Raw genomic sequence first — 13,097 nt, 5'->3', positions numbered from 1 at the left:
TCATAAGGGAAGGCATTCCCTATTTCTATACAATTCAGAAATCTTTTATGCATTTACACAAGATATTTTACGCTCTCCAATTATTAGCGAAGAGTGATACTAAGATTGTCGCTGCTGCTAATGGTGAGACAGCCTTAATGTTGCACACCGTCCGGCCCATCAAGGGTGGCATTGAATTACGTAGCCGCTTCTGGTTGGGATGGAATGTTGATCTCCAAACCCACGAACCAATCCGGGTTATTCCTGACGATGCCAAGATTGATGGCGAAATTGCTAAACGACTTGGTATTCATAGTATTAAAGAAATGACGAACTTGGCTAAAATATTACCAAGTATTTACCGTGAGAATAAAGATAATTTCTAAATAGCAGGACGGTGAACGATAATCAGAAATTTAAGCCATCGTTTTAATCAGGTAGGTGCCACAGCACTCTTCATAGGTATCATACCACCATTGTGGGCAGTGTTTATTCCTGTAATCGGTGTTGAAACCGGAGCCGTTGCGCTCATTTGTGCGGGAATATTTACGGCAGCGGGTAATGATCCCAAAAATGCGGGTAAAATTATTTTAGGCCTGTTAATCGGCATTCCCTGGGGAATTCTTGTTTTGCGCTTTACAGCATTACCTGGAAGTCATTCAGTTAACCAGTTCTTAGCATTAGGTGTTTTGGGAGCGGGTAGTATCTTGATTTGTGGACTGACCATTGTGGGTAAGTATGTTGACTCTACGGCGTGGCTATCAGGGTGGGCCATTGCACTGCTAGTTTTAGGCCATGTGCCAATGGCCAGTTGGCATTGGTTGCCCTGGCAGCTGGCGCTATCCATGATTGTGGGTGTTTATTTAATTGGTGTTGGTGGGACTGTCGTTAATGATTGGGTCAAAAAACGTTCATAACACGCAAAAGCGCATTGACCGATTCCCAGCCAATGCGCTTTTACTTTACCGATGAACAAAACTGATCCAATTAGCCCCAGGGTAGCTCCCTTTGTACTGAATGACGTGTTTGCCCTTGGTACGCAGCTTGATAGTGCTATTTGCGTCTAAATAAGTATATTCATAGCCGCGAATCTTATAGGCATGCTTCCCCGTCTTCTGGTATTTGACATTTTTCAGATTAAACGGTCCGACTGAGTACAATTAGACGTGAGATTTCGTAATGTGCAGCCGTTCCACGCTAGGAGAACCGTGCTTGACCCGCCATTTACCCCGCAGTGCCTTTGGGGTGCCGTGGTGCCAAACGGCTGCTTGGGCGGCCTGTGCGGGTGCGGTGATGGTTAGCCCCAGAATGGTTGCGGTGGCCAGCCCAATTACTGCTAAACTTTTCATGGATGTTCTCCTCCAATTCGAATAGCGAAACTTTAAATCATTGCAGCGAGGGTTCTCATCAACTATTTGCAAGCAAATTACTTGCCACCATAAAAATTAACGACGGTCATGTGCTTTGCTGATTTGTAAATCGGGTGGTTGACCTTTTTCTTGGTCAGTAGCGTGACCCGGCTAGTATTTTCGCTGACAACTGGAACGTAAGCCAAGGCTTTTTGATGACCGTACTTAACAGGTAGCACCTGGCCATAACTGATTTGTGAAGCCAATGGGTTCCGATTGTATTTTAAATTAACGGAGAAGTAATACCAATGGTAGCGGGATTTTCGCAAATCAATATTGGGAAGATGCTTCTTTTTATAGGCAGTCTTCCAGGATTTAGCGTACTTCAACGTACGTTTGCCAGCCGTGGTTGCCACGGTGAAGGATTTTTTGTTGATGGTGAGTTTGCTTGGGTGTTTGTCATAAGAAGATTGATAGCCATACCAGGTGCCGCGTATAGATTTAGGCGCCGTTCGAATAGACTTATCGGATGTACCAAATGTCCAAACGACCTTGGCATCAGCAGAAGTATTGGCAAATCCAATGAATCCGGTTACAGCGAAAAGCATGACAATACCAGTTTTCATACACAAATGTTTCATTGAGATCTCCTCCTTAGTGCTTTTAGTATACCGAAGCAGTTGCGGGGTGCAAATGCGGATGACAAGGAAGCCTGCCATAAGTTCTTCCCAATTTTTGCCGCCAGTTGTACCAGAATACGCTGGAAATAAAGTCAGCGACCAGACGCTCAATTCCTCAGCAAGCAGGTTAGTTGCTTTAAACAACCAATTCGCTATAATAAAAGCTGAATAATAAACCGCTTACACAATCGTGCTAGCCAGTAACGTAAGGAGGAACCGGGGATGAAGCCGTTTGTACCCATTCCAGTCGTGGACTCGAGTCTCTATTTATTCGGGGGGCATCAACGAACCGTGCCAGGGGGCTGGCAGTTTTTTGAGCAAAAACATCAAGCGTTTGAATTAATGTGTGTCGTTGACGGTCGGCAAACCACGGAGATCAAGGGGAGTGGGGCGTTTGACTATGGTGCGGGTGAAGTGATGATCATTTCCCCGGGGACCCTGCACACCAATAAAAATACCAGCGATGATGCTAGCATGACCTACATCTGCTTTCACTTCAGCATTGAAAGCCTGGAGCTCAAGGCAGAGATGCTCAGCAACATGGTCAATGCCGTGATTCCGGCCGCTCATCCCGTTGCGAAAGCCGCCATGATTGCGGCAACGACCATTGTTGCGGCCAGTGCAGACCGGTCTTTGAACAAGGAACAGGTCAACCTCCAGATTCAAATTGCCGTGCTCAACTTCTTCTACGCCGTTTCGACTGACCTGCGGACCTCTGCCCAACAGAAGGGCGGCCGCTACAGTGAAAACGAGGCCAAGACGAGCCGGCAAATGGCGTCGCTGATCAAGCAGTACATCTTGAAAGAAGAAATCCCGTCCTTTTCGTTTGCCACCATTTGCCAGCAGGTGGGCGTCAGCAGTGGATATGGGCACCGCATCTTCAAGAAAGTCTACGGCGTGACCCCGCTACATTACATTGAAAGTCAAAAGTACAACAAGGCCAAGCGCCTCTTAGGCTCACCGGAATATTCTATCGAGGATATCGCCTACCTGATGGGGGCCAGCAGTGTTTCCAATTTTAGCAAGCAATTTAAGAAGTGGTCTGGCATTACCCCTAGTCGCTACCAGCGGCAGTTAAAACAAAAGCGGCGGGTCCGGACAGTTAAGGAAAGTGGCTATTTTGAATAGTTTTGGTTAGAAAAAGATAAATGACCCCGTCAAACATTGATTTGGCGGGGATTTGTTTTACCCACAAGGTCAGGATTTAACTAAAACCGGTCATGAAAGAAGATAGCGAGTCTTTATGAAAGCGGATACAATTCAACGTGTAAGTTAGCTAACGGAGAAATGCGTGAGGCGTCGGCCAACGGCTCACGAGATAAATTGTTGGCGGTCACTCAGCTAGAAGCGGCTGCCAAGTACTTATTTTCCAATTTGAAAGGGGTTCTCGCACATGGCCTCAAATACACAGGCTACTGCCACAGAGACTCAGGCTACTGATGAATTTGCCAAACTTTCTTGGCGTGAACGCATTAGTTATGGTGCCGGTGATCTCGCGCAAAACTTGATCTTCGGTACAGTTGGTTCCATGCTCTTATTTTACTTAACCACCGTTTATGGTATTTCGGCCGCAGTCGGTGCCACGATCTTCTTGATTGTCCGTTGGGTCAACGTTTTCTGGGATCCGTGGGTCGGCGCGTTTGTCGACAAGCACAATTTTAAAAAAGGTAAGTACCGGTCATATCTGATTTATGGCGGGGTGCCGCTGACCATCATGGCCGCGCTGCTCTTCTTGCCGATCGATGCCGTTCGGGGCAACGTCTTTTATGCCTTCATCGCTTACCTGGCGACCGCATTGATTTACTCATTCGTGAACATCCCCTACGGCGCCTTGAACGCGTCTTTGACCCGGGACAACGATGAGATTTCAACGCTGACCACGGTACGGATGACGGAAGCAAATATCGGGAACCTGTTAGTCTACACGTTCCTACCGCTGTTCGTTCAAATGGCTTCACCAAACCCACAATCCAAGGACATCGGCTTCTTCGGGATTCACATGAACTTGGGGGATTACACCTCACCTAAGGCCGGTGGCGCCTACTTCATGGTCATGGCAATCTACATGATCATTGGGTTTGTGATGTTAACGGCTACTTACTTTGGCATCAAGGAACGGGTCTTGCCAACGCAAAAGGAATCCGATGCCGTTAAGTATTCCGACCTCTGGACTGAATTCAAACAAAACAAGCCATTACAAATCCTAGGCCTGTTCTTCTTGATTGGCTTTACCTTCATGTTCTTTGGCAACACGGTTTGGCCATTCTACATGCAATACAGCATTGGGCACTCCGAGTGGATGGCTTCCATCAACTTGATTGGGTCGATTCCAGGGATTTTCTTGGTTTTCTTATGGCCAATCATTCGTAAAAAGATTGGTAAACGCCAATTCTTCTACGCTTTCTTAACACTATTTATCATTGGGACGTTAATTCTGTGGGTCTGGTCTTTCCCTGCCTTTAAGAATAGCGTTGCCCTTGGCTACACGGGCCGTTTCCTCATGCAGTGGGGGATTACCGCCGCAACGGGTTACATGTGGTCCCTGGTTCCGGAAGTCGTTTCTTACGGCGAATACACGTCCAAGAAGCGGGTGGCTGGTATCATCAACGCCATCATGGGCCTGTTCTTCAAGATTGGGTTAGCCCTCGGGGGAATCATCCCAGGCTACATCAACGCCTTCTTCAAATTTGACGGGACGAAGGCGACGCAAAGTGCCGGCGCCTTAATGGGCATTCAGTGGTCCATGATTTGGCTGCCAATTATTCTGGCCATCATCGCGATGTTTGTCATGAGTCGCTACACGTTGACCGATGACGAAGTGAACAAGATGAACGAAGAATTAACGGCCGCACGCAAAGCTGAACTGGATTAAGGACTCAAACATGAAAGGAAGATCTCTAATGAAGATTCAAAATCCTGTGTTACCTGGTTTTAACGCTGACCCGAGCATGATTCGGGTCGGCGACACCTACTACATTGCCAACTCGACCTTTGAGTGGTTCCCAGGTGTCCGGCTGCATGAGTCTAAAGACTTGGTTCATTGGAACCTCTTGCCATCACCGTTGTCCACGACGACGTTACTTGATATGAAAGGGAATCCGGCTTCTGGCGGGATTTGGGCGCCTGATCTCTCCTACGCCGACGGTAAGTTCTGGTTGGTGTACACGGACGTCAAGATTACGGATGGGCCGTTTAAGGACATGACCAACTACCTGACGACGGCTACCGATATTCACGGACCGTGGTCAGATCCCATCAAGATTAACGGGGTCGGCTTTGATTCATCCTTGTTCCACGATAAGGATGGGCGTAAGTACCTGGTCCAACAAACCTGGGATCACCGTGAATACAACCACCCATTTAATGGGATCACGTTGACTGAATTCGACCTGGACACGATGCGCTTAAAGCCGGAAACGGCACGGAACATCTACAACGGGGATGACGTTAAACTGGTAGAAGGGCCTCACCTTTACCAAATCAACGGCTACTATTACCTGTTTGCCGCTGAAGGGGGTACCGTCTTTACGCACCAGGAAATCGTGGCGCGGTCGAAGACATTGGCTGAACTCTCCTTTGAAGGGGAACCCGATGGCCCGTTCATTACCAACCTGGATACCCCAGACTTTTACCTGCAAAAGCAAGGGCATGGGGCGTTGACCTCGACGCCTGGTGGCGAATGGTATTATGCGTCACTAGTCTCACGGCCATGGAATCACGCCACGGAATCGAGTCATGATCCACGGGGATGGAGTACCTTAGGCCGAGAGACGTCGATCCAAAAAGTTGAATGGGATGAAGACGGCTGGCCACGCGTGGTTGGCGGCCATGGTGGACAGGTTGAAGTTGACGCCCCCCAAGATGCCATCTTAACGGATGCCCCTAAGGACCACTCGCAACATGATGACTTTGATCAACCAACGTTGGACCTGAACTGGAATACGCTGCGGCAACCCTTTAGCGCAAAGCTAGGGACTGTTGGGAACGGTGAATTAAAGCTCGTGGGGCAACAATCCCTGTCCAGCACGTTTGACGTTTCGTTTATCGCCCGGCGCTGGCAAGCCTTTAATTTTGATGCTGAGACCAAGGTGAAATTTGACCCGTTCAGCTATCAACAAATGGCAGGACTGGTCAACTTCTACAATGACAAGCACTACTCCTGGATTTTCATTACCAATGATGAAAAGAAGGGCCGGGTCATTGAAGTCGCCCAAAATGACAACAACCACTACACGTCCTTCCTGAAGGACCAGGCCATTGCGATTCCGGCCGACACCGAGTACGTTTGGTTCAGAGTGCAGGCTCGCAAGGAATCCTACACGTACCAGTATTCCTTTGACGGGCAGGACTGGCAAACGGTTCCCGTAGTCCTAGATGCCGCCATTCTATCCGACGATTACGTGCTACAGACATCGGGTGGCTTCTTCACCGGGGCCTTCGTGGGCTTGGCAGCGGTGGATTACGCTGGCTACGAGGCGGTCGCGACGTTTGACCACTTCGATTACCAAGAATTACCAGACTAGTCTGGGTCAATGAGCAGAATATAGAGAACGACGCGCTTTCGGCAATTTGCTGAGGGCGCGTCGTTTTTGGGGTTGACAGGCAATCAGCCAAAAATATGGGAGTCTCATGAGAAATCATGGGGCGCAAGACGCATAGTTGAAGGCGGCATTTATTTATAGTAGAAACTGGGTTTTAAATTAATTTTGCAAAACAATCATCGTTACAAGTCATTTAGTATGTAACAAGATTACGGTATCAATCTAATAAGAAATTACATATCGAGTTCATAACTTATTCATAATTCACTGATATTCTGGGGGCAATTAAGAAAAAGCAGCTCGCAACCCGCTTGATAGGGAGGTTACCCCCATGAAAAAATGGTTACGCATGGTTTTAATTATCGGTTGTCTCTTTGGTTTAACACCGCTCTTGCGTAGCCAAGCGCAGAAGCACACAGCAGTCATTCAAACGGCGGACCTCCAGACCCAAGCGGGGGAAGTCGTGGCCAACCTCGATAGTCACCAACCGCAGGACGTGCAACTGGCGCTAAACCTGACGCTCCCTGCAGGCGAAACGGTGATGACGTTGGCGGAACAAGATGAGGCCGCATTCCAGTCCGGGCAGATTGACGACCCGCAACTGGCCGAGGCCGTGACGGCGGAAGTTGATTCGAAACAGCGGTTGGTGCTCCAAAATGAGCAGGACCAGCCCCAGAAAACGGCCGTGGTCGTGCCCGTCAAGCTCGTTGACCCACTCCTGGTGGCGAAACTCCAACTGACTTTGAAAGTGGCGGACCAAGCCGAAACATTCGTGCTCCCGACAGTCACGGTCAAGGCGGCTGAGAGTGGCGAGGCAGAATCGTCAACGAACAGCAGTCAGAGCAGTAATCAGAACAATAGTCAAAGCAGCAGTCACAGTAGCACCACTAGTAGTAGCACCAGCAGTCAATCCACCACCAACGCACAAACGTCCGTGAGTCAGCGGTCGCAGTCCAGCCAGTCACGCTCACGGTCGAGCAAGGCGTCAGCGGCCAGCACGACCAGCAGTCGTTCAGCAGCTAAGGCCGACGATGACGACGCGGATACCGCGACCACGGCGAAGACGCAGACTAGCAAAGCGCGAGCAACGACACCGGCATTGCCAACGGCTTCGCTCGACGTTCACCGCGCACAGATTCAGATCGGCAGTTGGTCAGACAGCCTGGATATTGGCGGCACCTTAGTCACTGATAGCAACGTCGTCGGGCCCAAAAAAGCCGCGACGGGCGGCAACACTTACTGGGACAACACATATGCCAACCAGTACTACTACTCTTACCAACAAGCAGACCACGCGCAGGCCTATACGGTTGTTTTGAATGATAGCCCAGTACCCGCAGCGACGGATACCATCGTGGTTTACTATCAAAATGTTGGGGCCTACACGACCTCAGCTTCGGCAGAAAGCCCTACTGAGCAGATGGGCGCTATCGTTAAGATTTCTAACATTGTCTACAATAAGAATGCACCAGCAGGGAAGGATCGCTACATTGATTTTTCCACCAATTTCTACTCGGGAATCGTCTACAACGGGATTGAAAGCTTTGACCTGGATATCACGTTTATTAACGAAGACGGGACCAAGATGCTGAACTTCCCGCAACCCACTGCCGATAACGATTACAACTCATACTTCACATTTGGCTCCTTGAACGGTAACGAGGAAGGCGAACATGAATGGGCAGGAACGCGGTCGGGATTGGAAGGCATGCTGTCAGCGGAGTCGCTGGTCAAAAAGCAAGACAACGGCTGGTACGAAGGTATCGGTAAAGGGATCTGGCAGGCTGGCCAATCGTATACGGGTAAGGACGAATGGGGCGACTTCCTCGGGTCCACCAACTATGAAAAAGGCGCGGTTTCCTTCCCACTAGTGGGGACGACGCAGCTATTCAAGCTGAAAAGTGAATCGGGCTTCACGTGGCAGTCATTTTCCAGCGGCTACCTCGTGGCTCTCGAAGCACCGGCGCCGCAAAAAACGGTTCACCGGACCGCCGACCTGGGTCTCGACCACAACAACCTGGATGGCGTGACGATCGACCGGGATGACGATGACCTGAACAGCTTTTACTACACGATTTATCAACCGACTTACAGTATTCCGAACGAATCGATTGCCAAGCCGGATCGGATCATCCTGAAAGATCAATTGCCGGCGGGGATGACACTCGAAGGCTTTCAGCTGTACAACACGGATGGCACCCAGATTACTGAGGGGGGCAAGCTAGACGTTTCTGATAGCGGTCAGGTCATCTATGAACTCGCCGACAAGGAAATTGAAAAGTTGACGTTTGACGGTCGCGCCTTTGCCTTTCAAATGCGGGTCGTGATTGACGATGACTTTGTCGGGACCTTCAAGAACCAGGCGACGGTGACGTTTGACTCCGGGGAAAACTACACCTGGGAAAAGGAAACGAATGAAGTGGTCACGCATTTCCAACGGGACCTGACGACCTTGAAGCTGAAAAAAGTGGGCGACCTCATGTGGGACCCCACGGCCAGCGAACCCCTGAAAGATGTCGTCTTCACGGTGACCGACCCGAACGGCCAGACGTTCACGGTCACAACGGATCAGGCCGGTGAGGCGACTCTGACGCATTTGAGTAAGCGACACACGTACACGATCACTGAGACCACGCCCGCGGGCTACATCTCAGGGCCGACCTTCACGCTAACTTACGACACCGCTGTTAATCGCTGGAAACTCACGACCGACACGCTGCAGGTCAGCATCTCTGACGACGCGCAGCAGGTTATCACCGTGACCAACCAACGCAAACGCGGGGACTACGGTTTCCACAAGGTTGATAGCACCACTGGCAGCAAACTCGCCGGCGCCGAATTTATCATTCGCAACCAGGCGAAGCAGTACCTGACGTTTGACGCGGACGGGCACCTGAGTGGCGTGGTCGACCAGCGTGAGCAAGCGACCAAGCTAACGGCGGCCGATGGTATTTTCAAGGTCACTGGCTTGCCATACGGCGATTACCAGTTGATCGAAACGCAGGCGCCAGACGGCTACACGCTCGGTAAGGCGCATGACTTTACCATTTCAGACAGAGAAGCATCCGCACCAGACCGGATTGAAAACGACCCATACAGTCTTCCCGTGACCGGGGGGCAGGGCATCTTCTGGTTCATTGTCTTAGGGCTCATACTCACCCTATCGTCTCTCGCCATTTGGCGCACCCACCCTAGAGGAGAATAACCCATGAAAATTACAAAATTACGACAACTCGCAGTCGCTGCTTTCGCCGTTTGTGGCTTGGCGTTAGGGGGTGGTCAACTGACCGCTCACGCCGCTGAGGCCGCGCCGGACACGGTGACGTTGAAGTTGCACAAGTTGGATAACACCGCTGATAAGACGATTCAAAACACCGGCGACGAGGTCGACACGCAAGGCCTCAAGCCCTATGACGCTAGCAAATATGGCGCTGTCACGTACAGCGTGTACGATATCACGGCCCTGTTAAAGGCGCGGGACGTGGTTGCAGGGCAAACGGACCAGGACACGTTTAAACAAGTTCGTGATGAATTGATTCAAGAAATCACCAACGGTCAGACCGATCCTGAAAAAGTCTTAGCGGCGCAACAGGCCTTCGTCGATCAGAATGACCTACAGGCAACGGCGACCCAAACGCTGACGGATAGCAGTGGCCTGCTGACGTTTGCCGGCCTGAGTAACAAGGGCTTCTATCTCATCATGGAAACGGCGGCACCTGTGGACCATTTAACGGGGATGTCCGCACCGATGATTATTGGCTTACCCCTGAATGACAAAGACACGATTCACTTGTACCCTAAAAACGTGGTGGCTAGTGGCATCGACCCGACCATTCACAAGGTTGGCCTGGACCCAGAGGCACCGACCAGCGATAAGTACGTGACGCTGGAAGGCATCCAGTTCACGTTGGCACCGGAGAACGACCCAGACAACGCGATCACGTTGACCACGAATGCACAAGGCGACATTGACTTTGGCGGCCTGGAAGTCGGGACGCGCTATGTGCTGACGGAATCTTCCGTAGCCAGCCACCCGTGGTACCACCTCACCGCTAACGGTCAGGCCATCTCCCTGACTTTCGCTGTTGATAAGGATGGGAACATCAAGAAAGCGGTTGCCCAACCTAGCGCGGGTTACTTTAAAATCTCTGGCAGCACGATCGGAATCACGAATCACCTGATTCTGGGTGGCGCCGAGTTCAAGAAGGTCGACGCACAGACGGGTAAGGAGCTGGCCGGAGCGAAATTCAAGGTACAAAAAGTCGCTGACGGCGAAAAGTTTTGGGCTGTGTTTGACGGCAAGACGTTTGAGAAATGGGTGAAGGATGAAGCGCAAGCGACAGTTCTGACGTCCGGTTCGGATGGGAAATTTGACTTCACCGGCGTCCCTTACGTTTACGATAAGCACGATAAAAAGCAGGTCGTCTACAACTTGATTGAAACGCAAGCACCGGCTGGATATGCACTGCTGAAGTCCGCAACGCCATTTGAAATTAATGAAAAGACGGAAATCAAGGACATTGAAAACGAACGTTACGCCTTACCGATTACCGGGGGCATGGGCATCTGGCTCTTCCTTCTCATCGGGGGACTCCTGATGGGCGGCTCCGGCTACCTGTACTACCGGCAACGGCGGCAAAACAAGGCGTAACCTAGACAGCTAGGAAGGTGGCACGCAAGAAACGGCGACACAGTTCGGCTACAGAGATAAGTCACTAGCAGTCGGTTTAGTTCTCAGTAACAGTGAAGCTCAGCCAAAGTTGACCCAATTCAGTGGTACTGGCTGTGCCGACCGGTTACCTGGCTATTAAACGAACCGGAAGACCGCTTCCCAAACCGGCAAAACTGTTGGTTGACGGAGCTTTCCGATTTCACCGATTTCCACGAAACTACCTAGCCGAAAACGGCATAACTAGACTAAAGAAAGGGGGGACCCCCTAATGCGCAGATGGTTGATCATCTTACTCTTTTGCTTGGGCCTGGGCCTGATTGGCTATCCGGCCGCCAGCAACGTGGTGACCGGTTGGCGCCAGCAGGGGGTCCTGACGGCGTACAAGCAACAGCTCCAACGGGCGAACCAGACCCAACTAAAGACACTGCAGCGGGCCTTACAGAAGCAAGAAACCAGTGATGAGGCCACGGTACCAGACCCGTTTAACGCGACGGGGAAGTCCTTCGTGACGACCACGCCGCTCACCCTGATTGCGATTCCCAAGATCAACGTGGAACTACCAGTCTTCGCGGGGACTGGTGAGGATGTCTTGCAAAAGTATGCGGGGCTGGTCCGCGGCACGGATGTCCCTCAGGGCAAACGGAATCAACACAGCTTGATCACGGCGCACCGTGGTCTGCCGGGGGCACAGCTTTTCACCGATCTTCCCCGGCTCCAACGCGGGGACCGGTTTTACCTTAAAAATGCTTACGGGCTGATGACCTACGAGGTGACGACGCGCCGAACCGTGAAGGCCGCGACTCAACAGCCCATCCAACGCGCGGCAACGCAGAATCAAGTGACGCTGATGACCTGTACCCCGTATATGATCAACACGCACCGCTTGCTGGTCACTGGTCGGCGCATCCCCAACGAGACGCAAACCATTCCCCGCGGCCAGTTCGTGTGGGACTGGTACAAGATTGGCTTGCTGGTGGTCGCGGCCCTCCTCATCATCGCTGGTGGGTGGGCCGGCTACCACCACTACCGACGAATGAAGGAGGGAAAGTAAATGGCAACACGTAAACGACGTTTCAAAAAGGCTTCCCTCTGGTTGCTGGGGATGTTTCTCATCGGCAGTGGGTTGGTGCTCCTGGCATTGACGCAAAGCTTTTCGGTCACGCAATTAGGCGAGGCGGCGAAACGCCAGATGACGCCTGAGAGCGTCCAGCAGGCTAAACGAGCGGCACAAGGCAAGACGGCCCCGTTCAATTACGCGCAGACATCTCAGCTGAATCCCGTGTCGGTCGCAGGCTACGGACTACGGGGGCTGGCAGGCGACCAGACGTATGGGGCGGTTGGGCAGTTGCGCGTCCCCGCGGTGAATCTGGATTTACCGATTGGCGTGGGCGTGAGTAATAACGTCCTGGTGCGCGGGGCCGGCACGCTCAAGGCCGACCAGCAGATGGGCAAAGGCAATTACGCGCTGGCCGGCCACTACATGACGTCCCAACGGCTCTTGTTTTCACCGCTGAAGGGCGTTCGCAACGGAGATAGCGTCTACCTGACCGACCAGCGGCGGATGTACCGGTATCGCGTCACCCGCGTACAGGTGGTGGACCGCTACCGCGTCGAGGTGATCGACGACGTGCCCGGCAAACAGCTCGTGACCCTGGTCACCTGTGCCTCGGCTAAGCGCGGTGAGCCTAAACGGTTGGTGGTGCGAGGGACGTTGCAATCGGTGAAACGGATCACAAAATAGAGAAATGTATAACGTGTTATTGAAACGATTATCCGTGATGGATGGTCGTTTTTTACTGCGGCTCAGAAAGAGAATTCAGATTATTGCCGTAATGTAGCGGATTATAATTCAATGACTAGTGAAGAATTAGCCTTC

At 51.5% G+C, this 13,097-nt stretch carries 11 protein-coding genes; 9 read left to right on the top strand and 2 right to left on the bottom strand.

Annotation, left to right across the window (positions count from 1 at the left end):
• Together NGM66_RS10575 and NGM66_RS10570 are read left to right on the top strand one after the other, a co-directional pair.
• On the top strand, nucleotides 1-365 hold a 365-nt coding region (locus NGM66_RS10575), incomplete at its 5' end, for a DAPG hydrolase family protein (RefSeq protein ID WP_258115607.1).
• A gap of 18 nt (nucleotides 366-383) precedes the next feature.
• Nucleotides 384-896 carry a DUF1097 domain-containing protein gene (locus NGM66_RS10570; protein WP_308707533.1) on the top strand — a complete coding sequence of 171 codons (513 nt, stop codon included), beginning with the start codon at nucleotides 384-386 and terminating at the stop codon, nucleotides 894-896.
• A gap of 243 nt (nucleotides 897-1,139) precedes the next feature.
• On the opposite strand, the gene NGM66_RS10565 is transcribed toward NGM66_RS10570, so the two are convergent.
• Both NGM66_RS10565 and NGM66_RS10560 read right to left on the bottom strand, forming a co-directional pair.
• The gene (locus NGM66_RS10565) at nucleotides 1,140-1,328 is read right to left on the bottom strand and encodes a hypothetical protein (protein ID WP_208907235.1); all 189 of its coding nucleotides are present in this window, start codon (nucleotides 1,326-1,328) and stop codon (nucleotides 1,140-1,142) included.
• A 77-nt stretch (nucleotides 1,329-1,405) separates the two neighbouring features.
• Nucleotides 1,406-2,152, bottom strand: a complete 747-nt coding sequence (locus NGM66_RS10560; protein ID WP_208907236.1) for a hypothetical protein — start codon at nucleotides 2,150-2,152, stop codon at nucleotides 1,406-1,408.
• A 78-nt stretch (nucleotides 2,153-2,230) separates the two neighbouring features.
• Here NGM66_RS10560 and NGM66_RS10555 point away from each other — a divergent pair, with 78 nt between their 5' ends.
• From NGM66_RS10555 to NGM66_RS10525, 7 genes are all read left to right on the top strand, one after another.
• On the top strand, nucleotides 2,231-3,136 hold the full coding sequence (locus NGM66_RS10555; protein WP_208907237.1) for a helix-turn-helix domain-containing protein: 906 nt from the start codon (nucleotides 2,231-2,233) through the stop codon (nucleotides 3,134-3,136).
• Nucleotides 3,137-3,401: 265 nt separating this feature from the next.
• Nucleotides 3,402-4,880 carry an MFS transporter gene (locus NGM66_RS10550; protein WP_258115606.1) on the top strand — a complete coding sequence of 493 codons (1,479 nt, stop codon included), beginning with the start codon at nucleotides 3,402-3,404 and terminating at the stop codon, nucleotides 4,878-4,880.
• Between the two features lie 28 nt (nucleotides 4,881-4,908).
• A complete protein-coding gene (locus tag NGM66_RS10545) occupies nucleotides 4,909-6,531 on the top strand; it encodes a glycoside hydrolase family 43 protein (RefSeq protein WP_208907239.1) in 1,623 nt (540 codons plus the stop codon).
• A 349-nt stretch (nucleotides 6,532-6,880) separates the two neighbouring features.
• Nucleotides 6,881-9,754: an MSCRAMM family protein gene (locus NGM66_RS14395; RefSeq protein WP_208907240.1), complete on the top strand. Its 2,874-nt coding sequence runs from the start codon at nucleotides 6,881-6,883 to the stop codon at nucleotides 9,752-9,754.
• A 3-nt stretch (nucleotides 9,755-9,757) separates the two neighbouring features.
• Nucleotides 9,758-11,200 (top strand): pilin N-terminal domain-containing protein, encoded by a 1,443-nt coding sequence (locus NGM66_RS10535; protein ID WP_208907241.1) that lies wholly within the window; start codon nucleotides 9,758-9,760, stop codon nucleotides 11,198-11,200.
• Between the two features lie 289 nt (nucleotides 11,201-11,489).
• Nucleotides 11,490-12,272, top strand: coding sequence for a class C sortase (locus NGM66_RS10530; protein ID WP_208907242.1), 783 nt, complete (start codon nucleotides 11,490-11,492; stop codon nucleotides 12,270-12,272).
• Entirely contained in the window at nucleotides 12,273-12,962 is a 690-nt protein-coding gene (locus tag NGM66_RS10525; RefSeq protein WP_208907243.1) for a class A sortase, read from the top strand.
• The last annotated feature ends 135 nt before the right edge of the window (nucleotides 12,963-13,097 follow it).

This window comes from Levilactobacillus yiduensis, from assembly GCF_024718525.1.
GTDB lineage: Bacteria > Bacillota > Bacilli > Lactobacillales > Lactobacillaceae > Levilactobacillus > Levilactobacillus yiduensis.
Note: the sequence above shows the minus strand (reverse complement) of the source record. Positions and strands in the feature narration are given on the sequence as shown.

What these genes read in the sequence shown, in the direction of transcription:
- NGM66_RS10565 (WP_208907235.1), bottom strand. Translation starts at nt 1,328, where the DNA reads ATGAAAAGTTTAGCAGTAATTGGGCTGGCCACCGCAACCATTCTGGGG.
- NGM66_RS14395 (WP_208907240.1), top strand. Translation starts at nt 6,881, where the DNA reads ATGAAAAAATGGTTACGCATGGTTTTAATTATCGGTTGTCTCTTTGGT.
- NGM66_RS10530 (WP_208907242.1), top strand. Translation starts at nt 11,490, where the DNA reads ATGCGCAGATGGTTGATCATCTTACTCTTTTGCTTGGGCCTGGGCCTG.
- NGM66_RS10535 (WP_208907241.1), top strand. Translation starts at nt 9,758, where the DNA reads ATGAAAATTACAAAATTACGACAACTCGCAGTCGCTGCTTTCGCCGTT.
- NGM66_RS10525 (WP_208907243.1), top strand. Translation starts at nt 12,273, where the DNA reads ATGGCAACACGTAAACGACGTTTCAAAAAGGCTTCCCTCTGGTTGCTG.
- NGM66_RS10555 (WP_208907237.1), top strand. Translation starts at nt 2,231, where the DNA reads ATGAAGCCGTTTGTACCCATTCCAGTCGTGGACTCGAGTCTCTATTTA.
- NGM66_RS10545 (WP_208907239.1), top strand. Translation starts at nt 4,909, where the DNA reads ATGAAGATTCAAAATCCTGTGTTACCTGGTTTTAACGCTGACCCGAGC.
- NGM66_RS10550 (WP_258115606.1), top strand. Translation starts at nt 3,402, where the DNA reads ATGGCCTCAAATACACAGGCTACTGCCACAGAGACTCAGGCTACTGAT.